Below are 23,592 nucleotides of genomic sequence, written 5' to 3'. Positions count from 1 at the left end.
TGGCGCGCCCGAGAGGAGTCGAACCCCTAACCTTTTGATCCGTAGTCAAACGCTCTATCCAATTGAGCTACGGGCGCATACTTGTATTTTACTATAACTATTATGGAAGAATCTTTTGCTGTGCAAAAATTCTAAGTGCCGAGGACCGGAATCGAACCGGTACGGTAGTCACCTACCGCAGGATTTTAAGTCCTGTGCGTCTGCCAGTTCCGCCACCCCGGCAAGAGTTCTTTGGAGCGGAAGACGGGATTCGAACCCGCGACCCCCACCTTGGCAAGGTGGTGTTCTACCACTGAACTACTTCCGCAAATATTATATGGTGCGGGTGAAGGGAGTCGAACCCCCACGCCTTGCGGCGCCAGATCCTAAGTCTGGTGCGTCTGCCAATTCCGCCACACCCGCGTTATGAAAAATGTTTTTCGTTTAACAAAAAGATAAGTTATTTCGCATTACAAAAAACAATGGTGAGCCATGAAGGACTCGAACCTTCGACCCTCTGATTAAAAGTCAGATGCTCTACCAACTGAGCTAATGGCTCGTAATGACCTAAGTGGTGCCGGCCAGAGGACTTGAACCCCCAACCTACTGATTACAAGTCAGTTGCTCTACCAATTGAGCTAGGCCGGCATTATATATGGTGGAGGATGACGGGATCGAACCGCCGACCCCCTGCTTGTAAGGCAGGTGCTCTCCCAGCTGAGCTAATCCTCCATATGGTGACCCGTACGGGATTCGAACCCGTGTTACCGCCGTGAAAGGGCGGTGTCTTAACCGCTTGACCAACGGGCCACATTAAAATAAGGCAAAATAATAGCCCCAAAAAGGGGCCTATAGCCTGGCAACGTCCTACTCTTGCAGGGGGAGAGCCCCCAACTACCATCGGCGCTAAGAAGCTTAACTTCCGTGTTCGGGATGGGAACGGGTGTGACCTTCTTGCCATAATTACCAGACTATATTTTAAAGGATTTGTACCCTCAAAACTAGATATATAAAGAAGTGTAATAACCTTAAATCTATTTGGTTAAGTCTTCGATCTATTAGTATTCGTCAGCTCCATGTGTCGCCACACTTCCACCTCGAACCTATCAACCTGATCATCTTTCAGGGATCTTATTTAGATAAACTAAGGGAAATCTCATCTTGAGGGGGGCTTCATGCTTAGATGCTTTCAGCACTTATCCCTTCCGCACATAGCTACCCAGCGATGCCTTTGGCAAGACAACTGGTACACCAGCGGTGCGTCCATCCCGGTCCTCTCGTACTAAGGACAGCTCCTCTCAAATTTCCTACGCCCACGACGGATAGGGACCGAACTGTCTCACGACGTTCTGAACCCAGCTCGCGTACCGCTTTAATGGGCGAACAGCCCAACCCTTGGGACCGACTACAGCCCCAGGATGCGATGAGCCGACATCGAGGTGCCAAACCTCCCCGTCGATGTGGACTCTTGGGGAGATAAGCCTGTTATCCCCGGGGTAGCTTTTATCCGTTGAGCGATGGCCCTTCCATGCGGAACCACCGGATCACTAAGCCCGACTTTCGTCCCTGCTCGACTTGTAGGTCTCGCAGTCAAGCTCCCTTGTGCCTTTACACTCTGCGAATGATTTCCAACCATTCTGAGGGAACCTTTGGGCGCCTCCGTTACCTTTTTAGGAGGCGACCGCCCCAGTCAAACTGCCTGCCTGACACTGTCTCCCACCCCGATTCAGGGGTGCGGGTTAGAATTTCAATACAGCCAGGGTAGTATCCCACCGATGCCTCCACCGAAGCTGGCGCTCCGGTTTCAAAGGCTCCTACCTATCCTGTACAAGCTGTACCAAAATTCAATATCAAGCTGCAGTAAAGCTCCACGGGGTCTTTCCGTCCTGTCGCGGGTAACCTGCATCTTCACAGGTACTATAATTTCACCGAGTCTCTCGTTGAGACAGTGCCCAGATCGTTGCGCCTTTCGTGCGGGTCAGAACTTACCTGACAAGGAATTTCGCTACCTTAGGACCGTTATAGTTACGGCCGCCGTTTACTGGGGCTTCAATTCAAAGCTTCGTCTTGCGACTAACCTCTCCTCTTAACCTTCCAGCACCGGGCAGGCGTCAGCCCCTATACTTCGCCTTACGGCTTCGCAGAGACCTGTGTTTTGCTAAACAGTCGCCTGGGCCTATTCACTGCGGCTCTCTCGGGCTTGCACCCTAACAGAGCACCCCTTCTCCCGAAGTTACGGGGTCATTTTGCCGAGTTCCTTAACGAGAGTTCTCTCGCTCACCTTAGATTCTCTCCTCGCCTACCTGTGTCGGTTTGCGGTACGGGCACCTTTCACCTCACTAGAGGATTTTCTAGGCAGTGTGGAATCAGGAACTTCGGTACTAAATTTCCCTCGCCATCACAGCTCAAGGTACATGGTGACGGGATTTGCCTGTCACCCCTCTAACTGCTTGGACGCACTATTCCAGCAGTGCGCTTACCCTATCCTCCTGCGTCCCCCCCATCGTTCAAACGGTGAAGAGGTGGTACAGGAATATCAACCTGTTGTCCATCGCCTACGCCTTTCGGCCTCGGCTTAGGTCCCGACTAACCCTGAGCGGACGAGCCTTCCTCAGGAAACCTTAGGCATTCGGTGGAAGGGATTCTCACCCTTCTTTCGCTACTCATACCGGCATTCTCACTTCTAAGCGCTCCACCAGTCCTTACGGTCTAGCTTCGCAGCCCTTAGAACGCTCTCCTACCACGGACATCCAGCATTTTTCCGAAGGAAAAGATGCATTGGTGTCCATCCACAGCTTCGGTGATACGTTTAGCCCCGGTACATTTTCGGCGCAGAGTCACTCGACCAGTGAGCTATTACGCACTCTTTAAATGGTGGCTGCTTCTAAGCCAACATCCTGGTTGTCTAAGCAACTCCACATCCTTTTCCACTTAACGTATACTTTGGGACCTTAGCTGGTGGTCTGGGCTGTTTCCCTCTTGACTACGGATCTTATCACTCGCAGTCTGACTCCTAAGGATAAGTCATTGGCATTCGGAGTTTGTCTGAATTCGGTAACCCGATGAGGGCCCCTAGTCCAAACAGTGCTCTACCTCCAAGACTCTTACCTTAAGGCTAGCCCTAAAGCTATTTCGGAGAGAACCAGCTATCTCCAAGTTCGATTGGAATTTCTCCGCTACCCACACCTCATCCCCGCACTTTTCAACGTGCGTGGGTTCGGGCCTCCAGTAAGTGTTACCTTACCTTCACCCTGGACATGGGTAGATCACCTGGTTTCGGGTCTACGACCTCATACTTGATCGCCCTATTCAGACTCGCTTTCGCTGCGGCTCCGCCTCTTCAGCTTAACCTTGCATGAAATCGTAACTCGCCGGTTCATTCTACAAAAGGCACGCTATCACCCGGCGTTTTTCCAAAGGAAAATACGCACAGGGCTCTAACTACTTGTAGGCACACGGTTTCAGGTTCTCTTTCACTCCCCTTCCGGGGTGCTTTTCACCTTTCCCTCACGGTACTGGTTCACTATCGGTCACTAGGGAGTATTTAGCCTTGGGAGATGGTCCTCCCTGCTTCCGACGGGATTTCACGTGTCCCGCCGTACTCAGGATCCACTCTGGAGGGAACGAAGTTTCAACTACAGGGTTGTTACCTTCTTTGACGGGCCTTTCCAGACCTCTTCATCTACTTCGTTCCTTTGTAACTCCGTATAGAGTGTCCTACAACCCCAAGAGGCAAGCCTCTTGGTTTGGGCTTCTTCCGTTTCGCTCGCCGCTACTCAGGAAATCGCAATTGCTTTCTCTTCCTCCGGGTACTTAGATGTTTCAGTTCCCCGGGTCTGCCTTCCTTACTCTATGTATTCAAGTAAGGATACTACCCCATTACGGGCAGTGGGTTCCCCCATTCGGAAATCTCCGGATCAAAGCTCGCTTACAGCTCCCCGAAGCATATCGGTGTTAGTCCCGTCCTTCATCGGCTCCTAGTGCCAAGGCATTCACCGTGCGCCCTTACTAACTTAACCTAAAAGGTTATTTAAAACTACTTAATGGATTTATCCATAAAGTGGCGATTCTCGGTTATTACTTGGTTACTTCTTATATATCTAGTTTTCAAAGAACAAATATGAGAGATAATTCTCTCAAAACTAAACAAACAGAAAACGTCTTAACCACGTAAGTGGTTTTCCATATTCCTTAGAAAGGAGGTGATCCAGCCGCACCTTCCGATACGGCTACCTTGTTACGACTTCACCCCAATCATCTGTCCCACCTTCGGCGGCTGGCTCCAAAAGGTTACCTCACCGACTTCGGGTGTTACAAACTCTCGTGGTGTGACGGGCGGTGTGTACAAGGCCCGGGAACGTATTCACCGCGGCATGCTGATCCGCGATTACTAGCGATTCCGGCTTCATGTAGGCGAGTTGCAGCCTACAATCCGAACTGAGAATGGTTTTATGGGATTGGCTAAACCTCGCGGTCTTGCAGCCCTTTGTACCATCCATTGTAGCACGTGTGTAGCCCAGGTCATAAGGGGCATGATGATTTGACGTCATCCCCACCTTCCTCCGGTTTGTCACCGGCAGTCACCTTAGAGTGCCCAACTGAATGCTGGCAACTAAGGTCAAGGGTTGCGCTCGTTGCGGGACTTAACCCAACATCTCACGACACGAGCTGACGACAACCATGCACCACCTGTCACTCCTGTCCCCGAAGGGAAAATCCCTATCTCTAGGGAGGTCAAGAGGATGTCAAGACCTGGTAAGGTTCTTCGCGTTGCTTCGAATTAAACCACATGCTCCACCGCTTGTGCGGGCCCCGTCAATTCCTTTGAGTTTCAGCCTTGCGGCCGTACTCCCCAGGCGGAGTGCTTAATGCGTTAGCTGCAGCACTAAAGGGCGGAAACCCTCTAACACTTAGCACTCATCGTTTACGGCGTGGACTACCAGGGTATCTAATCCTGTTCGCTCCCCACGCTTTCGCGCCTCAGCGTCAGTTACAGACCAGAGAGTCGCCTTCGCCACTGGTGTTCCTCCACATCTCTACGCATTTCACCGCTACACGTGGAATTCCACTCTCCTCTTCTGCACTCAAGTCTCCCAGTTTCCAATGGCCGCTTGCGGTTGAGCCGCAAGATTTCACATCAGACTTAAGAAACCGCCTGCGCGCGCTTTACGCCCAATAATTCCGGACAACGCTTGCCACCTACGTATTACCGCGGCTGCTGGCACGTAGTTAGCCGTGGCTTTCTGGTTAGGTACCGTCAAGGTACCGCCCTATTCGAACGATACTTGTTCTTCCCTAACAACAGAGTTTTACGATCCGAAAACCTTCATCACTCACGCGGCGTTGCTCCGTCAGACTTTCGTCCATTGCGGAAGATTCCCTACTGCTGCCTCCCGTAGGAGTCTGGGCCGTGTCTCAGTCCCAGTGTGGCCGATCACCCTCTCAAGTCGGCTACGCATCGTCGCCTTGGTGAGCCGTTACCTCACCAACTAGCTAATGCGCCGCGGGTCCATCTGTAAGTGATAGCCGAAGCCACCTTTCAATTCTCCCTCATGCGAAGAAAAAAGTTATCCGGTATTAGCCCCGGTTTCCCGGAGTTATCCCAGTCTTACAGGCAGGTTACCCACGTGTTACTCACCCGTCCGCCGCTAATCATCAGGGAGCAAGCTCCCGTCAGATTCGCTCGACTTGCATGTATTAGGCACGCCGCCAGCGTTCGTCCTGAGCCAGGATCAAACTCTCCAAAAAGATGTTTGATATAGCTCTTATAAATAAAAGTAATTCATTGACGTTTCTGTTTTGTTTAGTTTTCAAAGAACTATTTTTGCGACGTTATTCATTTTAACATCTCAACTTCGAAGTGTCAATTACTTTTTTAAAATAATTTTTCCGAAGTGTTTCTGTCGTATGTCCGACAAGATAATACTTTACTAGATAATTAATCTTTTGTCAATAGTTTTAAAAAGTTTATCTAATAAATTGTTTTTGTTTCAAATTTGTTACTTTGATATATTACTATAGTATTTCTTGTAATGTCAACAATAATTTTTCTTCTTCTCAACTAATACTGATTTACCTAAGAAATACAGTAACAAAACAGTAAGAGGCAAAGAAAAGTAGTTATTAATACAAATTGAAACGAGCCATCATGCTCTTCCATACTCTTTGCGCATGAATTGAAATCGTTGATGACTACGGTAATCTTTGCACAATATCCTCTATTAATTATTAAAGAAAATAGGAAAATAACAAGAATAGTAGTAAAAAATCTTCAAATAGATTATAAGTGCTAGCAAAATATGTTTACGTTTGTTTGAGTGAGTACATCATTCATATCATTTCCAAGCATTCCTTGGCTCAAGAAACAAAATCAATAAAAAGGAATGAAATATAGAACATGCATTTTATTAAAAAACAATCCACTGAATTTCATCCCTTTTGCCAACTACTTTAAACACAAGTTTTATTCCCGGTGACTATAATAATTGAAATGAAGAGCCATCGATAATCTTTACCCCTCCTCTATTTTTCACTTCATTCATTAATTTAAATAGAGCAGCATCCTTCTTTTTCGCCTCAATCATACAATCAATATGTGAAACGCTCCCTTTGATTTGATTTAAAAAACGAAAGAACATATCAATATCAACGTAATCAGCATGATGCCTAAAGGATTTTTCACTTTTAGGGCTCGAAATATGCATTTTAATGGGTAGCGGTGAATCCTTCCATGTTTGTATAATCCTTTCCCAACTCTCCTCCCATTGTTCATGTTGATGAAGGGCTAGATGATGGTGATAATCAAAAACAAGGGGAATGCCCAACTTTTCACATAAATATAAAGTATCCTCTACAGTAAAAGATGTATCATCATTTTCAAGCATGATCATTTTTTGTATAGGCAAAGGAACCGTCATCCAATTCTCAATAAATCTTTCAAGGGATTTCTCTTTCTCCTTGTAATTCCCCCCTACATGCATCACACAGCGATGGGTTGGATTGATTCCCATTCCTTTTAATAGTAAATAATGAAGTTTTAATGTTTGAATGGAGTTCTTTAGAATTTCTTTTTTCGGAGAATTAAGTATGACAAAATGATCCGGATGAAAATCTATCCTCATCTGATGGGATTTAGCGTATTCCCCTACTTTCTTCAGTAAACCTTTCAAAGGCTTTATGTAATCCCAGTCTAGAAGCTCCTCGTGATTAGCCAAAGGAATCAATCGGGAGGTTAGTCGATAAAAATGAATGTCAGATGCGGCATTATGCTTTAATAGCCTAAGTGTATTTTCTAAATTTTTGCTTGCGATACGTTCCAGTTTTCGGAGGGCGGCTTCACGATCAGGGATACGTTGAAATTGTGCATACGTCATCGTCTTTGATGGGGAAGCATTTTTTAATTCCATACTCATTGCTACATAACCTAGACGGACAATCATCATTCTATCACCTCATATACTTGCTCTTTTATTTAGGAGACAATCTCTTACTTTTACTTCGCTCCTTCAAGATGAGGAACAATACTTGGTATAGAATATAAACCCCAATATATGCACCTGTAAGTAAGAAATAAACATTTAGAAATACGGAATGGATAGTAGTCATAAAAACGGTTTTGTCTTTGATTACTTTTAAGATTGAATAAGCAGCAATATTTCCAAATATAAGGAAAGATAATAACGCTATACTATTAAATAGTAGACGAAGCATTCTCCAGTAATGTTGCAGTATGTACATAATGATTGGAACAATCACACTAGCAATACCAATGAAAAACGACATATTCTCTTCATGCCTCTCCTTCTAACAAGAACTCCTCTAACAAATCTTATAGATTTAGATGTTGTAACATCTGAATATGCTCCCTATCTTTATTTAAAAGTTCTTTAATTAATCGCAAGCTTTCTTCATCTAATTCATCATGAATCAATTCTTCAGTTTTATGAATTCCCATATTTTCTCCTTTAATAGCATCTTCTACAATTCCATCTAATTGATCTGGAATCATTAAGTTATGTATAGAACCCTGTATAGAGCCCACTAATCCTTCGTCATGAACCGGAGTTCCGCCAAGGTTTTGAATTCTTTCGGCCACTTTTGCTGCATCATCTTTCAGTTCTTGTTGAATTCTTTGGAACTTTTGTTTTGTTTCTTGATCGGTTATTTTCTGGATATATTGTTCATAAGCATGAATCCCCATAAATTGACCTTTTAAAAAATTATTGAGAGTTTTTACAGTCTGCTGATTTTTCATTTCATAATTCCTCCATTTACATAAGGATCAAACGAAAAGTGAGGTGTCTATCAGGGGGCTAACCCTTAATTTTTTAGACACCTCCTTATCACACCATATTGACATTCCTAGTCTTTAGATATATTCCCTTTTGCATTCGGGTCTACAATATTCCCACCATAATCAGGTAAGTTTCCTGCATGCTGCTTATTATATAAAGAACCTGCTCCCTCAGAGCTATTCATTTTGGTTTGCTTTTGTTTATGATTATTTCTCATAAAAAACACCTCCATTACTTGATATCATCTGCAGCTAACTAAAAATTATCCTTTTATTTATTGAGCTAGATTCACTTTTTCCCATTCAAAATTCTGCAAAAATAATTACATAATTTCCTCTTCTATAGGCATACTGACAGTGACTCTAAAAGAAGTTAGGTGAAAAAATGGACAATAATCAAGCATATAAGCCTGGAGAAGTTGTTTATGTCATTATTCGTAACCCTCATGCTCAAGATGTTGCGAATGTACAACAAGCTGCAGTGGTACAAAATCCGGAAAGCCCCAACCAGCTGGCACTGTTTTTACACGAAACATACTATCCATTAACCGATGAGTTTGCTGTATTTCCATCAGAGAGTGAGGCAGAACAAGCCTATCAAGAAGCCTTTGGTTTTTCCGAGGATGAATTGGATGGCCATTATGGTTAAACCCTTCGTTCCTCAGCTCGTTTATGTTGAGCCACAAGCTTTAGAATATTCGCTTGGAAGAGAACTCGTGTCTAAATTTGAATCGATGGGAATCGAAATTCGGCAAACAACATCACATAATCAAATAAGGAATTTGCCTGGCGAAAATCACTTTCAAAAATATCGCATGGCCAAGTCCACACTTGTTATTGGACTAAGAAAAACATTGAAGTTCGATACTTCAAAGCCTTCAGCAGAATATGCAATTCCGCTTGCAACTGGGTGTATGGGGCATTGTCATTATTGTTATCTGCAAACAACGATGGGAAGCAAGCCCTATATTCGAACCTATGTAAATGTAGATGAAATCTTCGATGCAGCAGAAGAATATATGAAGGAAAGAGCTCCAGAGATCACTAGATTCGAAGCATCCTGTACATCAGATATTGTAGGGTTAGATCATCTTACCCATTCATTAAAAAGAGCGATTGAATTTTTCGGGCAATCAGAATACGGGAAACTTCGTTTTGTTACTAAATTTGCACATGTGGATCACCTGCTTGATGCCAAACATAACGGAAAAACCCGCTTTCGATTTAGTGTAAATGACGATTACATCATTAAATATTTTGAACCAGGAACGTCCAGACTTCATGAAAGAATTGAAGCAGCTGCCAAGGTTGCTGAGGCTGGATACCCATTAGGGTTTATCGTCGCCCCTATTTACTTACATGATGGTTGGAAATCCGGTTATCATGAAATGTTCGAAAAGCTAGAGGCAACCCTTCCCGCTATTGCAAAAAAAGATTTGACCTTCGAGATGATTCAGCATCGCTTTACAAAGCCCGCCAAACGAGTCATCCAAGAAAACTATCCGATGACTAAGCTTGAATTGGATGAATCAAAGCGGAAATGGAAATGGGGAAGATATGGGATTGGGAAATATGTATACACAAGCGAAGAGCAAGAGGATATAAAAGATACATTGGGTGGATACATTCATCGCTACTTTCCTGAAGCAAAGATAGAATATTTTACTTAGGCTATGTTCATATAGATTTTGCTTTGTAAAACCTTATTCTTTTTGAAGAGGGTTGACGATCCTCAAACTGATTTTATTCGTTTAACTAAATTGTACATTGAGAAAAAAGCCAAAATAAATGATGAGCTGCTTTAAGGAAGCCTTTAGATTGTCATTTTGCAAAAGAAAAAAAGTCGATAAATCCTTTTTCATTAATCTTTACAATGGCGTTGTAGGTTTTTTATCGGCTTTCTTGATGTTTTTAACCAGTGTTTCTTTTCCTTCCAACAAGTCTTTTATATTGGTTTTTGTAAGCTTCTTCTTTCTAAAAATTATCAGATAAAGTAAATTTGCAATCAGGGTAGTTAGAACAGCCGTAAAAAGACCAAATCTCTTTTTGTTATATATTCCTTTTCATATTAGAATCAAATTGGAGTAATGATAAAATCGAAAACAATGGGAAAATTAGATATAGAGACTTCATTTCTAAACTTTTAAATACCCAAATATTAATGCAACCTATTAAAACTAAACCTATTATATTAAATAAAATAAATGTTATTATTTTATTTTCCAACTTTTTGGATATAAAAAAATCAATAGGTACTACAATAATAATAGTAAATAGATAGATTGCAAAAAAAGTCATTACAAATATCATTAAATTCTCAAACATTGTTAAATGTATTAACTCCGATTCGGAATCTCTCTCAATGAATTGAATACTTAACATAGTAACTAATGCCACTATTATCGGTAATAGTAGTATCTTTGCTTTATAACTTTTTTTCATTTATGTTACCTCATTGAGTTATTGTAAACCAGTACCTTACAGGTCTGGTTTACAATAACAATCATAGATAAAAGTATATAAATTCTCAACTATATCCTTCATTAATTAACCAAAAAAGTCACTTCCATAGACATGAATCATATTTCCAATATAACGATTTTGAGTGCCACAACCATAATATTTCACAACACCATTAACCGGAACACGCATTTTACTTGAACAAGAACCATCTAATACAATTGAATTTACTGGATCAAATCCCATTTGTGTCATATGAGTTTTAAGTTAGGAATATTTACATTTCTATCATGAGTAACAATCATGTAAGCTTTTCCTTTTGTATTGTCCCACGCTAAAACACTACTGTTAAATGCACCATAATACTGAGCAGTACCCCAACTCTCTGAATTATAGTCATTGCCACCAATTACAGCTTTAACACTTGTATATTTACCCAAAGCCTCACTTAGATTTTCCTATAACTTTGGTACAGCTTTTGCAACTTATGTTGTAAGCTAAGAGGGCTTTTCAACCTTGATATTGCTGAACAATATTCAAGGGAAGGGCTCACCACTCTACTACAGAGCTTGTAATCCTTTTTACCCCTCTAATAGAAGTTAGATCCTCAATAAGTCTAAACATAGATAAATCTTTTTGCTTTGCCTCAATCATGACATCAAAGTCGCGATCTATTTCCTTTGCCAACTTAAAGAAAGGAAGGACAAAATCTGCGGAAACAAAATTAGCATGTGAACGATAATCTTTCTCAGACTTCGGAGATGAAAGGTGAACCTTTGGAACCATTTGCCGAGTTTCCCAGGTTTTAAATATGCGTGGTAAATAATGAATTAACTCAACCCCATCCTTATTAGCCATATAATGATGGTAATCGAGAATCATTGGTATCCCCTCTTTTTCACAAGCCAGAAGTGTTTCTTCAACATTATATGTTTTGTCATCATTTTCTAATGTCATCACTTCTTTAATTTTCTGAGGTACTAATTTCAAATTTTGATGGAACCTTTTTAAAGTAGCCTTTTTATCGCCATATGCCCCACCTATATGAATATTAATTAATCCTCTCTCTAATGCATTCATCGCTTGAAGCATAGAAAAATGGTATTCCATATCCTTTAGAGCATTTTGTGTCACTTCTTGTTTTGGACTTGTGAAAAGGGTAAATTGATTGGGATGAAAACTAGGACGTAAATTGAATTGATTCACCAAGTGCCCTAGGTCCTCCCATTCTCTCTTAAACGGGGTAATAAAATCCCACATGACTTCTGGATGCGTTGCTAATGGAACGAGAGAGCTTGAGAATCGATAAAGTTCAATTTCATTGCCAATATTATAATGAAGAATTCGTTTTGTATTGTAGAGATTTCGTGCAGTAGTCAAGTGGAGCTTCTCCAGCCTGCTATCCTTAGGTAAACTAGAATATCTAGTAAAGGTGACCGTGCTTGAAGGACTAGCATTCCACAGCCCCATTGCGTTGGCGACATATCCAAATCGAATCCTCATACTCTTCGCCCCTTACACAAACACGACAAGTTACACTTCCATTTTTGGAGGTTCTTCAAGCCATCCCTTCTCCATCATCAGTCTTGCCCCTTCCAGACTATATTCATATATATCTTTACCAAATACAGTGGTCTTCACAATTAAGTCATTTCGTAAATTAAACCCGACACTAAATCCTTGCCCTCCAAGACTAAAACCACTTAGTAAATACGTACAAAATAACATCAGCTTTTCGGAAAAGGGAGCGTCTGTTGAACTTGTCAGTGTTCCACCTGAGGTCACAGGGGGATTAATATTATTTTGATTCATAATATTTGATAATTCCTTTATGATTTCACTCGAAATTGCTTTTCCTTTAGTAAAATATTTTTTCACTTCATCATCTTTGGAACATTGAGCGAAACCCCTCATTAATTTTGCTCCCAAATCATTCGTCTCATACGAATGATAGATCAAACCAAATTCGACTGCATTAATTTGTCTTTTTTGACCAAAAATATTTGTTCCCTTCATGTATTGTGTATCTGCTATATAGTCAACAGTTTTAGGCATCATTGTATAGGTTGGTCTCGGGAGAAGATCCCTTTCAAGTAGATATTGTGTAAACAGATTGTAATAGGTCTGTGTTAAGTCCGTTAGTTGCTTATAAAATTGAACGATGTCCTCACGATAGGATATCGTCATATGTAGTACATACATCCCCATACTAATCTCTTTTAATATTCGGCAAAACATAATATCAAAGCCATTTTCAAATAATGTAGGTGCACTAAGATTTACATCTCCATTTGTAAATCCAATTGGCACGGCTGCACCTTCATTTTCAAGCAACGTTTTAATTTCGATGACCTTCGGATGAAGCCCTTCCCACAAACCTGACATCAGTTCCTTTGCTCTTTGATCATCTGATTTCTCAATAAAGTACTCTAATATCCGTAGAATCATTGTCTTTTTATGGTATGTTGTCCAAAGGGACCCAAGTTCGGTTGAGCTCATTTTAATATGATTTGACATTACATCTATTTCCTCCTGATATTGATCCAGGGCTATATTACCTATATATACTCAATTAGACCTATACAACCTTACACCAATCATATTGATAAATAGTATGTCTGTCTGATATTGGAATTATGCAATTCTATACACATCTCTCATCAATAAATATCCATATAGGTAAAAAGTATCGTCATTTCCATAATCCGTTGTAATCACCTTATTTTTGCCATATGATAAATATTATAGAATGGTAGAATCAACCAATAATATAGGCATAAAATCAGTTCATATTTTTAGAAAGGAATACATTCATGAATGATACTCAACGATTTCAAGTTCATTTAACGGGAATGATAGATATTTTATCTAACCATCTATATAACGAAAAAGATGTATATATCCGTGAACTACTGCAAAATGCGAACGATGCATTAACCGCAAGACGTAATTATCATGAAGATTTTAAACCTTATATTCATGTATCACTTACAGAAAGTGGTGATTCACCTCCTACCATTATTTTTGAAGATAATGGGATTGGATTAACAGAAGAAGAGGTTCATCAATTTTTAGCAACAATCGCTAATTCATCAAAAGGTGAAAAAACATTCGGAGATACCAATTCTGATTTCATCGGCCGTTTTGGAATAGGCTTATTGTCTTGTTTTATCGTCAGTGATGAAATAGTCATGGTTTCTACCTCAGCAAAAAATAACGAAACGATAGAATGGCGCGGAAAAGCGGATGGAACCTATGAAATTCGCAAGCTGGAAGGAAAGACTTTTACTCCAGGAACAAAGGTCTATATACGTAGAAAAGAAAAGCTCAATTTACCAGGTGATTGTTTTGAAATTAGCACCTTGCGCCAAACGTTAAAAAAATACGGGGCTTGTTTAGAGCCTAACATTATTCTTGCATATAATGGCTTCGAAGAAGAAATCAATCGCTGGAGCCATCAATTTGCTAATAAAAGTCTCCTGCATCAAATGTCTAGTACTGACATCTTAGCTTTTGGTTCAGAGATATTAGGTATGGATTATCAAGATTATTTTTTTATTGAGAATAAAACAGGTCGGACATATGGTATTGCTTATATTGTTCCCCATACAATCCACATGAATGCCAAGAAATCAAATGCAGTCTTTCTAAATCGGATGTTCGTGACAAAAGAAAGCCAGCATTTATTACCCGATTGGGCATTATTCATTCATTGTATTTTATGGACAGATGAGCTTAGTCCTATTGCCTCCCGTGAAGATTTCTATCAAAACGATGCATTAGAACAGGTGAGAGAGAGTCTCGGAATAGCAATCAAGAAAAATATAATTGACCTTCCCGATGTTACTTTAAGTAAATTAATGCATATTCATTACTTAGGATTTAAAGCACTAGCTAGTCAGGATGATGACTTTTTATCATTTATATATCCTTATCTACCAATGAGAACATTAAATGGTGAACAATCACTGCAGACAATCTTAAAAACCGATGAAACGGTCTATTATACAGACACTGTTGATGCCTTTCGTCAAATCCAGGATATTGCAAGAGCGAAGCAAATGAACTTAATTAATGGTGGCTACACATACGATATTTATATTTTAAACAAACTTTCCCTACTATTATCTAATCATCAACTTCGCTTAATTGACCCCTTAGAAATGACAGATACGTTAAAAAAATTAAATTCTGAAGAAGAAGAGCTCTTTGTTCAAATCATTAACGAAATCAATCAAAAAATGAATGATTTTAAAGTAAATGTTGAACTTCGACGTTTTGAACCTAATCATTTACCAACTCTCTTTATTCACTCCCATCAATCACAAGAGGATCGTGAATTAGAACGTATTGCAGAATCATCCAATTCCTTGTTTAGTGATTTATTAATGTCATTGCAGCCTCAGGAGCCTGCAAGACCTATTCTCTATTTAAATTGGAATAATGTATTAATTCAAAACATCTTAACATCAGATAAAACAGCTGAACAGCTATGTGTAATTGTACAAATTCTTTATATACAGGCTTTACTATTAGGGCATTATCCTTTAAAAAATAATGAATTAGAGATGATGAATCAAAATTTATTGTACTTATTGAAACTTGTTTAATATTTCCGAACTTTACTTATTGCCTTTGTAATAACCCTATTGCTGGCTTTTCCTTGATATTGCCGTAGAAGCATTTGAAGTTTTGCAGAGAGAGAGTTTAAATACCGGGAAGGTGGTTTCTTGGGGACTCGGGAACCTTTGCGTGGGTTTGGTTACTCTGTTGGTGGATTTTTCGCCAACTCGGTAACCTTTGCACGAGTTTCGTTACCCTATGGGTGGAGTTCTCATGGATTCGGTAACCTTTGCGCTGGGTTCGTTACCCTTTAGGTGGATTTCTCATAGATTCGGTAACCTTTGCGTCGGTTCGGTTACCCTCTTGGTGGATTTTTCGACGACTCGGTAACCTTTGCGCTGGGTTCGTTACCCTTTAGGTGGTTTTCCCATAGATTCGGTAACCTTTGCACAGGGTCCGTTACCCCATAGGTGGATTTTTCATGGATTCGGTAACCTTTGCATAGGGTTCGTTACCCTCTAGGTCGATTTTTCACGGTCTCGGTAACCAAAGTACCTGTTTACATAGCATGAAGGAAGAAAACACCGCCCCATCTAGGTGCCTCCTTTCATTTCACGAGAAAATAGCGGAAAACGCCATAAGCCCGTTCCGAATCCTTTATTGGGTGTAAAACTTGCAGGTTACGCATTGACTAAAGCAATAAACTATACGAACACTGCCTAAAAAAATAATTGAGGTGAATACAATGGAAGATTATATCGAATTATTTGAAGAAACTTTAATGATGGAAGATAACGATTTGGCTAGAATTCCCATACTAGAGCGTGTCATTCGGGAAGCGGATAGCCATAATGATATAGAGACTGGAATCGAAGCTCGTTTCGAGTTGATTGAAACATGCAATTATTCTGGTTATCCCAAAAAGGTATTACAAGCATTTAGCTGGTTAATGCAAAAATATGAGGAAGATGAATCCTCTGTGGATGAACATCAATTATTCTGGTGCTATAAATGGATTGCGGAGCATGTAGTCGATTTTCCCGAGATTTCAAAAACACAAATTGATGCTCTGTTAACAGATATGAAGGAGAAGTTTAAAGCACGAAATTATTCTTTAAAACCTTATTATCGCGAACGTCTTTATAGTGCGATGAAAATGGGTGATCTAGAGACAGCCAAACAATTTTTTGATAAATGGAAAGAAACACCTGCTGATTGGATGTCTGACTGTCGTGCTTGCGAAGTAAATGCAGAAGTGGAGTATCATTTGTTTGCAGGAGATTTAGAAAAGGCCTATCAGGTTGCACAGCCCCTTCTCATGCAATCACTAACTTGTGCAGAGGTCCCTCATGTTACATTTAGTTATATGGCTTTAGCCTTACATACTATGGATAAAAATGAGGCAGCAGAAAAGTGCTACAAAAAGGGATACAAAATGGTCAAAGAAAATGGAGAGTTCGCTGAAGAGATTGGAAATTATATTTTATATTTATTAAAAACCAATCGAAATGATGAGGCAGCGACTGTTTTTAATGAAAACTTTGAGTACATTCAAAAGGTGGATACTACAATTGGAAAAATACTATTCTTACAATCTGCCTACCCTATTTTCTTAGCACAAAATAATGTTGAGTGGTTGAAGCAAACAGAGAATTATACTGAACAACTTGACTCTCGTAATGGTACTGATTTTTATAAAAATCGCTTAGATGAAATTAAGCTATTAACTATATAAACGAAACTTACAAGGAAATGAGGAGAAACAAATGCAAGTACAAACTAATGCTTATCGAGCAGCAAGGGAAGGAACATTAGAACGTAGCTTTTCTGATCTCATCGCGGTTGTTCCCGATGTATTATCTATAGAAGTGGTAAAAGCTAGGTTATTTGAAATTTATGATGAAGTTTCCATCCTTAATGAGGACGAAACTAGTATATTAATAGAAATAAAATCAGATGATTCTGTGACACCTTACGAAATTCATGTTCAGCCTACTCCAGAAGATGTTCAATATGAACAATATTATCGCCAGGATCAAACAACTACTGAAGAGGCATTTAAGCAAGCATATAGTGGTTCAGAGCTGTTTGTTCGAACATTATTTAACGGAGATGTACTGAGTGGGTTCTACTACCAATTAGATTTTCTTTGGAGAATAGCACCAGACATGTTATTTGCTTTAGATTTAAGTGCAGCATCAAAAGTGATTTCACGAAGCTATATTCAATACCATATTGAAAATACTATCTTACCAGACGTACAGGATTTATACGTTATCCACTCTATCTATGAAGGCGGTGAGGAACAAGAGCCTTCCCAATTCTGGTTCCATACACATGGTTTAAGTAGAGCTGGTTTAACTGATGTAGAGTTAATTATTCCAAATCGACTCTCTTCATATTATGGAATCCCTGATCTATTTAGTACCTTTGTTAATAATGCCATTGAAAATGGAAATGTTCCAATCAATGAGCCTGTATTAGTTGGCCAAAGTCAATCCGGCTATATCCAAGTAATTGCTGTTCCATGGGAGGAAGGCTTATCTTATGTCGGAAAACAAACATTGTCATTTGATTTAACTGATATCGAAACTGGTGAAATTCGCTTACAGCCGATGGATGCGAGCTATGAGTTTATCGGTGGGATGAAGGATCGTGATGAAATCCATCAACAGCCGTCCTGTCTCCTCTTCGAATATAAGGAAGAAACAGGATATATGGAATGTTTCTTCAAAGAGTATGCTGATAACCAGGAATTAATGTATTACAAAACCAATAGTGAGACTGCACGTATTTCCTTTAACGCTAAGCAAAGCTTTGGTTACTTTAACCAAATTTTCAATATAGAAAAAGAAAATGAGAACTTTCGATTCCTTGGGAAGTTTGGCATCCCTTACTCAGAGGAAGAGCAAGAACATATGTGGTTTGACATGCAGGAAATAGCAGAACCAACGATTAAAGGAATACTCATTAATCAACCCTATTTTATCGATGACATGCAGGAAGGAAATCTTTATGAACTTAATTTTGACCATTTAACAGATTGGGTAATTTACGCTGGTGAGGATGTAATTAACCCAACAAACTTGTATCAATTTTTAGGCTAAAACACTTTACTTTTTTAAGGAGGGATTCCAATGACAATGACAATAGAGAGAACTGCGCATACGTAAAAGCGAGAAATACATCATTTCTCGCACTTAAGAAAAAAGGAGAAATGATTATATGTTAACACTTAAAGGAAAATATAATGAAGCTATTTGCTATACCGATTTATTAGATGATGCCACAATTGGTCAAATCATTACCTTATGTAATCAAGAATTCGCAAAGGACAGTACCATTCGCATTATGCCAGATACCCATTCAGGAAAAGGCTGTGTGATTGGAACAACAATGACGATACAGGATAAAATTGTTCCAAGCCTTGTTGGGGTTGATATCGGCTGTGGTCTGTTTGTAGTAAAAATTAAAAAAGGTCGGATTAAACTTGATTTTGAAAAACTAGACAAACTCATTCGTAGCCGGATCCCAAGTGGGCATGGCACTCACGATAAACCTGTCGCTGACTTTGATTTAAATGAAATTATCGCACCTATACATCGCGGCTGGGCATCTCGTAGTCTCGGCACACTTGGTGGCGGAAACCATTTTATTGAAATAAATGAAGGAAAAGATGCAATCTACTTAGTCATCCATAGTGGCAGTCGATCTCTTGGCAAAGAGATTGCCGAGTATCATCAGGAAGTGGCTTATGAAAAATTATCCGCACTTCGTAAACATTTAAAGGAAGAAATGAAGGCTGCACATCAAAAGGGCCATATTGACGAAGCAAATAGGCTGGAGAAAATTCGCAACGATAAGAAATTGCCCTATGAATTATCCTATTTAGAGGCACAAGACTTACAGAACTACTTGCATGATATGAAAATTGCGCAAGCTTTTGCCCAATCAAACCGTGCCCAGATGGCAGAAACCATTCTAAAGGGAATGAAATGGCATAAAGATGTCATTGATTCATTTGATTGTGTTCATAATTACATTGATATCGATCATCTTATGCTACGTAAAGGGGCAACCTCCGCCCAAATGGGAGAGCCACTTATTATTCCATTAAACATGCGTGATGGAAGTATTCTTGCAACAGGAAAAGGACATCCTGATTGGAACTATTCCGCTCCACATGGAGCAGGCAGGATATTAAGCCGCTCAAAAGCGAAGGCACAAATTAGTCTTGAGAGCTATCAAAAGGCGATGAAAAATGTGTGGACCACATCGGTATCAAAGAAAACATTGGATGAGGCACCACAAGCGTATAAACCAGCAAAGGAAATCGAAAAAGATATCCACGATTCAGTTGAAATTAAAGAAATCATTCGCCCACTTTATAATTTTAAAGGGTGACATTCATTAGGGGGATTGTCGAAAATTGACATCCCCCTATCAAGTTGAAAAGGAGAAATAGTATGAACCTAGAAGAATATAAACAGCAAATGGAAGAAGATGATTTCTCTCCCGGCTGGGATGCAATCGATGCTTCTTTTTCAGAAGTGTATGGGACACAAGAGCCAGCACATTATGGAACGAATATGGTAGCTCGAGCAATCTTTGGTGGGGATGAATATATCGATGGCTATAGTATCTATACATCTGATAAAGGATATAAACATATTGTTACCTTTGGTTTAAGTGAGCTTTACGGGAATGAGGAAGCCTTCGGTGGAGAATATAGCAAATGGGGTTATGAGCTAACGATAAAATTACCTGAAGAAGACAATGAAGAATGTATGTGGGCAATAGATATGCTTTCCAATTTAGCTAGGTATACTAATCAATCAAAAGCCTGGTTTAATCCCTTTGACTATGTCGCTGGAAATGGTGAATCGATTCGTATTGGATACCCATCAAAAATCACTGCATTAATTATTGTTCCGGATACCGAGATTCACGGAAAACAAACTGTCCATGGGAGATTGGATTTCATGCAGGTAGTAGGTATAACAGAAAATGAACTTCAAGCCATCAAAGGAAAAAGTTTAGAGGAACGCGAAGCATTTGTGCGCAAAATGCAAAAGGATAATCCAGAATTAATAACAGATATGAAAAGAGGAAAGGAATATTTAGAGTAGGACTTGCTCGTATTTTTTTGCAATCGAGATATATAAATATAATTTCCAAGTTTTAATATATAGGTTTCCCGCTAAAGCTTCTAAGGATAATAAGGGGCTAACTAATAGCCCTTTCCTATTCAAAAAACTCCATATGCCCCTTTTCCTGCCGATAATATTTCAAACGATCTTGTAGTGTTCCCGTATGAAACTCAAATTTGTGACCATCTGGATCAGTGAAATAAATAGATTTTTTGTCCTTCACATCTCTTGGACGCCCCGGAAGAAGATTCACCTGCAAGGACTTTAGCTTTTCCAGCATCTTATCAAAATCCTCCTCTTCTATTGAAAATGCAAGATGTGTGTAGGATTGATGGATTTCGTTACGCGGAATATCCTTTTCTTCATTAAGAGCTAACCATATCCCATTTAAATCAAAATAAGCTAAACTCCTCCCCTTCACTAGAATTCTCGCATCAAAAATTTTTTCATAAAATGCTATGGATGCTTCTAAATTTGAAACAGAAAATAATAGATGGTTGATGCCTTGTACTTTCATGGTAGCCTCCAATATCTAGTAAATTTATGACCCTTTCTTCTGCATATGTAAAATCCAAATCGCCATTTGCAGGGTTGTTGCATGATTAAATTTTTGTGGATCATATCCTGTAACCTCTTTAATCTTCTTCATTCGATAGATTAGTGAATTTCGATGAATATATAAACTTTTTGCTGTCTCACTTAAATTTAAATGATTGGCAAAGAAATGTTCCAGTGTTTCTATTAATTTTTCCGATAAATTTCCTAATATTCTGTCACAGAACTGCCTAATTGTCCATTTATCCAGTCGATCTAAAAGAACCATTGCTTCAATTTCGGTGTAAGTAATCAAACTTTGAGTCTCACTTCCCAAAGCAAGAGCTGACATAGCTTCGCTAAAGGAATGACGAATATAAGTATCCATTTCCACCACAGATCCAATTCCAATTCTAATTTGTGTTCCTTTAGACGTTAGCCGTTGAATAATCGTTAACAATTTTTCTTTCACCTTTTTTTCAGGTAGTGCAGAGGTTAATAGAAATAAACGATTTGCACTTAAGAAGCCGATCATGGCATGTTGAGAATGAAAAATTCCTTCTAAAAGTTGAATCAATTCCCTTCGATTATATTGACTTGACCCAATTTCGATGGTTGCGACCTGATAGGGTGATTCCAACTTTACTCCAATCAAATGAAGTCTTTGCTGAATGGATTCTTTATCTATTGACTCCTTCATTAACTCTTCAAAAACCAGCTCCTTCAGTCTCTGCTTCCATTCAAGTTGTTCGGTTATGAATGACTGCTGTATCATCATTTCTGTTATCATCTTTACTAATTCGCTGAACTCAGCTATTTCATCCGGATGTCCGGTAATTCCTATGACTCCGATGATTTTCTCTTGAAACACAATTGGAAGATTGATCCCAGGTAGTGAACCCTCCCACTTATGAGGGTCCTGTTCATATATATATAATGGCTTGCCCGATCGTAAAACTTCCATTGCTCCGAAGTGGGCCTTATTCACCCTTGTAGGATCACTTGAAGCTATAATCGTTCCTCTTTCATCCATAATATTTATATTTCGGCGCAGTCTTAACGTGGTTTGTTTTACGATTTCTGTCGCTATCCCCTGTGTTAACAATTTTATCCTCCCTTTTTACATATAGGCCTGTTTCGTATAGTTTGTTATTTAGTATAAAGCCACCTTTCAGCCCTCCTAATAAAGGGTAAGAAGGATTTTCAGCTCTCTTCTCGCCCTATGTTTGAAAAAGGGCATAAAGAAAAAATGACGCTTCATTGGCTCACTTCGTTCTATTTATCGATACGATGCCCTTTTATCAAAGATGGATTTATTCTTTTTTTGTATAGTATAAACAAAAAATATTCTAAAATCACATAAAATTTCATACATTTTGTACGATGTATAACGATTATTGCAAGATTATAATATTTTTAAAAGTAATTTAGTAAGGTGGTAATTTTTAATGAAAATTGTAATCGCACCTGATTCCTTTAAAGGTAGTTTATCAGCCTTTGAGGCAGCCTCTGCAATAAATCGCGGAATTAAGAAAGCGCTTCCTAGTGCGGAAACCTTAGTTGTTCCCGTTGCAGACGGTGGAGAAGGCACGATGGATAGCTTAGTAGCTGCTACAAATGGACGTAAAGTGGATGTAACTGTGACAGGGCCATTATTAGACAAGGTTCAAGCTTCTTATGGCATTCTTGGAGATCAACAAACATGTGTAATTGAAATGGCAAGTGCCTCTGGACTCTGTCTAATTCATCCTCAACAAAGGAATCCACTTCTAACTACTTCATACGGCACGGGTGAACTCATCAAAAAAGCGCTGGATGATGGATGTAGAAAATTTATTCTCGCAATTGGTGGAAGCGCTACCAATGATGGTGGGATTGGGATGCTTCAAGCATTAGGAGTAAAATTGCTAGATTCAAATAGAAAGCCAGTCGGCTATGGTGGGGCCGAGTTATCACAAATCGTTGCCATTGATATGGAGGAATTTGATTCACGAATTTCGACTTGTGATTTTATTATTGCCTCCGACGTACAGAATCCTCTTATAGGAAGGAATGGTGCCAGCCACATTTTTGGCCCACAAAAGGGCGCAACACCTGAAATGATCACATTTTTAGATCACCATCTATCAATCTGGGCAGATTTAGTAGAGAAGACAACTGGGACTCGTTTACATGATAAGCCAGGAGCAGGTGCTGCAGGCGGCATTGGTGGAGCCTTTCAAGCCTTCTTTCCTTCCATTACTAAAAGAGGAATTGATATCGTCATTGAGTATACAGAATTGGAAAGGAAATTAACTGGAGCACAATGTGTATTTACTGGTGAGGGACAAATTGATGCCCAAACTGCATCCGGTAAAACACCTATGGGCGTCGCACAAATTGCGAAAAAACATGGCATACCTGTTTTTGCCCTTGCTGGATCAATTGGTGGGGGAATTGAACGATTATATCCTTACGGAATAACAAGTGTGCATAGTATTGTAAACTCCCCTATATCATTGGAGGAAGCCATAGAGAAAGCAAATGAATTATTAGCAGCAACCGCTGAACAAGTGATAAGAACTTACACTGCCACACTAAACAGCTAAGTAGATTCACAAATTTAGGCGATCA

General features: G+C 39.7%; 17 protein-coding genes, 8 tRNA genes and 3 rRNA genes. 8 read left to right on the top strand and 20 right to left on the bottom strand.

What is annotated here, in order from left to right:
• The 15 genes from I5818_RS02945 to I5818_RS02875 all read right to left on the bottom strand — a co-directional run bounded on the left by I5818_RS02945 (position 1) and on the right by I5818_RS02875 (position 8,490).
• A tRNA-Arg gene (locus tag I5818_RS02945) sits at positions 1 to 77 on the bottom strand.
• A 59-nt stretch (positions 78 to 136) separates the two neighbouring features.
• Positions 137 to 222: transfer RNA gene (locus tag I5818_RS02940), tRNA-Leu, on the bottom strand.
• Between the two features lie 10 nt (positions 223 to 232).
• Positions 233 to 307 (bottom strand) — tRNA-Gly (locus I5818_RS02935).
• 10 nt (positions 308 to 317) lie between these two features.
• Positions 318 to 402 (bottom strand) — tRNA-Leu (locus I5818_RS02930).
• Positions 403 to 462: 60 nt separating this feature from the next.
• A tRNA-Lys gene (locus tag I5818_RS02925) sits at positions 463 to 538 on the bottom strand.
• A gap of 13 nt (positions 539 to 551) precedes the next feature.
• Positions 552 to 627, bottom strand: a tRNA-Thr gene (locus tag I5818_RS02920).
• 8 nt (positions 628 to 635) lie between these two features.
• A tRNA-Val gene (locus tag I5818_RS02915) sits at positions 636 to 711 on the bottom strand.
• Positions 712 to 714: 3 nt separating this feature from the next.
• A tRNA-Glu gene (locus I5818_RS02910) sits at positions 715 to 789 on the bottom strand.
• 44 nt (positions 790 to 833) lie between these two features.
• Positions 834 to 950, bottom strand: a 5S ribosomal RNA gene (rrf, locus tag I5818_RS02905).
• A 67-nt stretch (positions 951 to 1,017) separates the two neighbouring features.
• Positions 1,018 to 3,998 (bottom strand): 23S ribosomal RNA (locus I5818_RS02900).
• A gap of 176 nt (positions 3,999 to 4,174) precedes the next feature.
• Positions 4,175 to 5,727: ribosomal RNA gene (locus I5818_RS02895) — 16S ribosomal RNA — on the bottom strand.
• The 16S, 23S and 5S rRNA genes sit together here with 8 tRNA genes alongside, the layout of an rRNA operon.
• Before the next feature lie 728 nt (positions 5,728 to 6,455).
• The gene (gene uvsE / locus I5818_RS02890; protein WP_078109100.1) at positions 6,456 to 7,421 is read right to left on the bottom strand and encodes a UV DNA damage repair endonuclease UvsE; all 966 of its coding nucleotides are present in this window, start codon (positions 7,419 to 7,421) and stop codon (positions 6,456 to 6,458) included.
• A gap of 25 nt (positions 7,422 to 7,446) precedes the next feature.
• Complete coding sequence (locus tag I5818_RS02885) at positions 7,447 to 7,761, bottom strand: transposase (protein ID WP_078109101.1); 315 nt, start codon at positions 7,759 to 7,761, stop codon at positions 7,447 to 7,449.
• A 46-nt stretch (positions 7,762 to 7,807) separates the two neighbouring features.
• Positions 7,808 to 8,233, bottom strand: a complete 426-nt coding sequence (locus I5818_RS02880) for a DUF2383 domain-containing protein (RefSeq protein WP_078109102.1) — start codon at positions 8,231 to 8,233, stop codon at positions 7,808 to 7,810.
• Positions 8,234 to 8,340: 107 nt separating this feature from the next.
• On the bottom strand, positions 8,341 to 8,490 hold the full coding sequence (locus I5818_RS02875; protein WP_161809536.1) for a hypothetical protein: 150 nt from the start codon (positions 8,488 to 8,490) through the stop codon (positions 8,341 to 8,343).
• 167 nt (positions 8,491 to 8,657) lie between these two features.
• Here I5818_RS02875 and I5818_RS02870 point away from each other — a divergent pair, with 167 nt between their 5' ends.
• On the top strand, positions 8,658 to 8,921 hold the full coding sequence (locus tag I5818_RS02870) for a transcriptional regulator SplA domain-containing protein (protein WP_078109103.1): 264 nt from the start codon (positions 8,658 to 8,660) through the stop codon (positions 8,919 to 8,921).
• Positions 8,914 to 9,942 carry a spore photoproduct lyase gene (splB, locus tag I5818_RS02865; protein ID WP_071975412.1) on the top strand — a complete coding sequence of 343 codons (1,029 nt, stop codon included), beginning with the start codon at positions 8,914 to 8,916 and terminating at the stop codon, positions 9,940 to 9,942. Before I5818_RS02870 ends, splB begins: the two co-directional genes overlap by 8 nt.
• A 304-nt stretch (positions 9,943 to 10,246) precedes the next feature.
• On the opposite strand, the gene I5818_RS26485 is transcribed toward splB, so the two are convergent.
• From I5818_RS26485 to I5818_RS02850, 3 genes are all read right to left on the bottom strand, one after another.
• Complete coding sequence (locus I5818_RS26485; RefSeq protein ID WP_235849516.1) at positions 10,247 to 10,312, bottom strand: topoisomerase DNA-binding C4 zinc finger domain-containing protein; 66 nt, start codon at positions 10,310 to 10,312, stop codon at positions 10,247 to 10,249.
• A 969-nt stretch (positions 10,313 to 11,281) separates the two neighbouring features.
• Positions 11,282 to 12,235: a UV DNA damage repair endonuclease UvsE gene (gene uvsE, locus I5818_RS02855; RefSeq protein ID WP_078109104.1), complete on the bottom strand. Its 954-nt coding sequence runs from the start codon at positions 12,233 to 12,235 to the stop codon at positions 11,282 to 11,284.
• A 30-nt stretch (positions 12,236 to 12,265) separates the two neighbouring features.
• A complete protein-coding gene (locus tag I5818_RS02850) occupies positions 12,266 to 13,249 on the bottom strand; it encodes a DUF3231 family protein (protein WP_078109105.1) in 984 nt (327 codons plus the stop codon).
• A 296-nt stretch (positions 13,250 to 13,545) separates the two neighbouring features.
• On the opposite strand from I5818_RS02850, the gene I5818_RS02845 reads away from it, so the two are divergent.
• The 5 genes from I5818_RS02845 to I5818_RS02825 all read left to right on the top strand — a co-directional run bounded on the left by I5818_RS02845 (position 13,546) and on the right by I5818_RS02825 (position 20,424).
• Positions 13,546 to 15,342, top strand: coding sequence for an HSP90 family protein (locus I5818_RS02845; protein ID WP_078109106.1), 1,797 nt, complete (start codon positions 13,546 to 13,548; stop codon positions 15,340 to 15,342).
• A 698-nt stretch (positions 15,343 to 16,040) separates the two neighbouring features.
• Complete coding sequence (locus I5818_RS02840) at positions 16,041 to 17,030, top strand: hypothetical protein (protein WP_078109107.1); 990 nt, start codon at positions 16,041 to 16,043, stop codon at positions 17,028 to 17,030.
• A 31-nt stretch (positions 17,031 to 17,061) separates the two neighbouring features.
• Positions 17,062 to 18,402 (top strand): DUF4026 domain-containing protein, encoded by a 1,341-nt coding sequence (locus I5818_RS02835; RefSeq protein ID WP_071975406.1) that lies wholly within the window; start codon positions 17,062 to 17,064, stop codon positions 18,400 to 18,402.
• A 118-nt stretch (positions 18,403 to 18,520) separates the two neighbouring features.
• Positions 18,521 to 19,699, top strand: coding sequence for an RtcB family protein (locus I5818_RS02830; RefSeq protein WP_078109108.1), 1,179 nt, complete (start codon positions 18,521 to 18,523; stop codon positions 19,697 to 19,699).
• 62 nt (positions 19,700 to 19,761) lie between these two features.
• The gene (locus I5818_RS02825) at positions 19,762 to 20,424 is read left to right on the top strand and encodes a suppressor of fused domain protein (protein WP_078109109.1); all 663 of its coding nucleotides are present in this window, start codon (positions 19,762 to 19,764) and stop codon (positions 20,422 to 20,424) included.
• 115 nt (positions 20,425 to 20,539) lie between these two features.
• Here the strand turns inward: I5818_RS02825 and fosM are convergent, their stop codons facing one another.
• On the bottom strand, positions 20,540 to 20,962 hold the full coding sequence (gene fosM / locus I5818_RS02820) for a FosM family fosfomycin resistance protein (protein ID WP_078109110.1): 423 nt from the start codon (positions 20,960 to 20,962) through the stop codon (positions 20,540 to 20,542).
• A 24-nt stretch (positions 20,963 to 20,986) separates the two neighbouring features.
• Complete coding sequence (locus tag I5818_RS02815) at positions 20,987 to 22,084, bottom strand: CdaR family transcriptional regulator (RefSeq protein WP_078109111.1); 1,098 nt, start codon at positions 22,082 to 22,084, stop codon at positions 20,987 to 20,989.
• A gap of 343 nt (positions 22,085 to 22,427) precedes the next feature.
• Here I5818_RS02815 and I5818_RS02810 point away from each other — a divergent pair, with 343 nt between their 5' ends.
• Positions 22,428 to 23,567 (top strand): glycerate kinase, encoded by a 1,140-nt coding sequence (locus I5818_RS02810; protein WP_078109112.1) that lies wholly within the window; start codon positions 22,428 to 22,430, stop codon positions 23,565 to 23,567.
• The last annotated feature ends 25 nt before the right edge of the window (positions 23,568 to 23,592 follow it).

It is taken from the genome of Heyndrickxia oleronia (assembly GCF_017809215.1).
GTDB classification, from domain to species: Bacteria; Bacillota; Bacilli; order Bacillales; family Bacillaceae_C; genus Heyndrickxia; species Heyndrickxia oleronia.
This window is presented reverse-complemented; position numbering and strand designations above follow the sequence as displayed.

Excerpts from the sequence above, each read along its gene's own strand:
- uvsE (WP_078109100.1), bottom strand. The coding sequence starts at position 7,421 with ATGATGATTGTCCGTCTAGGTTATGTAGCAATGAGTATGGAATTAAAA.
- I5818_RS02885 (WP_078109101.1), bottom strand. The coding sequence starts at position 7,761 with ATGTCGTTTTTCATTGGTATTGCTAGTGTGATTGTTCCAATCATTATG.
- I5818_RS02880 (WP_078109102.1), bottom strand. The coding sequence starts at position 8,233 with ATGAAAAATCAGCAGACTGTAAAAACTCTCAATAATTTTTTAAAAGGT.
- I5818_RS02875 (WP_161809536.1), bottom strand. The coding sequence starts at position 8,490 with ATGAGAAATAATCATAAACAAAAGCAAACCAAAATGAATAGCTCTGAG.
- I5818_RS02870 (WP_078109103.1), top strand. The coding sequence starts at position 8,658 with ATGGACAATAATCAAGCATATAAGCCTGGAGAAGTTGTTTATGTCATT.
- splB (WP_071975412.1), top strand. The coding sequence starts at position 8,914 with ATGGTTAAACCCTTCGTTCCTCAGCTCGTTTATGTTGAGCCACAAGCT.
- uvsE (WP_078109104.1), bottom strand. The coding sequence starts at position 12,235 with ATGAGGATTCGATTTGGATATGTCGCCAACGCAATGGGGCTGTGGAAT.
- I5818_RS02850 (WP_078109105.1), bottom strand. The coding sequence starts at position 13,249 with ATGTCAAATCATATTAAAATGAGCTCAACCGAACTTGGGTCCCTTTGG.
- I5818_RS02845 (WP_078109106.1), top strand. The coding sequence starts at position 13,546 with ATGAATGATACTCAACGATTTCAAGTTCATTTAACGGGAATGATAGAT.
- I5818_RS02840 (WP_078109107.1), top strand. The coding sequence starts at position 16,041 with ATGGAAGATTATATCGAATTATTTGAAGAAACTTTAATGATGGAAGAT.
- I5818_RS02835 (WP_071975406.1), top strand. The coding sequence starts at position 17,062 with ATGCAAGTACAAACTAATGCTTATCGAGCAGCAAGGGAAGGAACATTA.
- I5818_RS02830 (WP_078109108.1), top strand. The coding sequence starts at position 18,521 with ATGTTAACACTTAAAGGAAAATATAATGAAGCTATTTGCTATACCGAT.
- I5818_RS02825 (WP_078109109.1), top strand. The coding sequence starts at position 19,762 with ATGAACCTAGAAGAATATAAACAGCAAATGGAAGAAGATGATTTCTCT.
- fosM (WP_078109110.1), bottom strand. The coding sequence starts at position 20,962 with ATGAAAGTACAAGGCATCAACCATCTATTATTTTCTGTTTCAAATTTA.
- I5818_RS02810 (WP_078109112.1), top strand. The coding sequence starts at position 22,428 with ATGAAAATTGTAATCGCACCTGATTCCTTTAAAGGTAGTTTATCAGCC.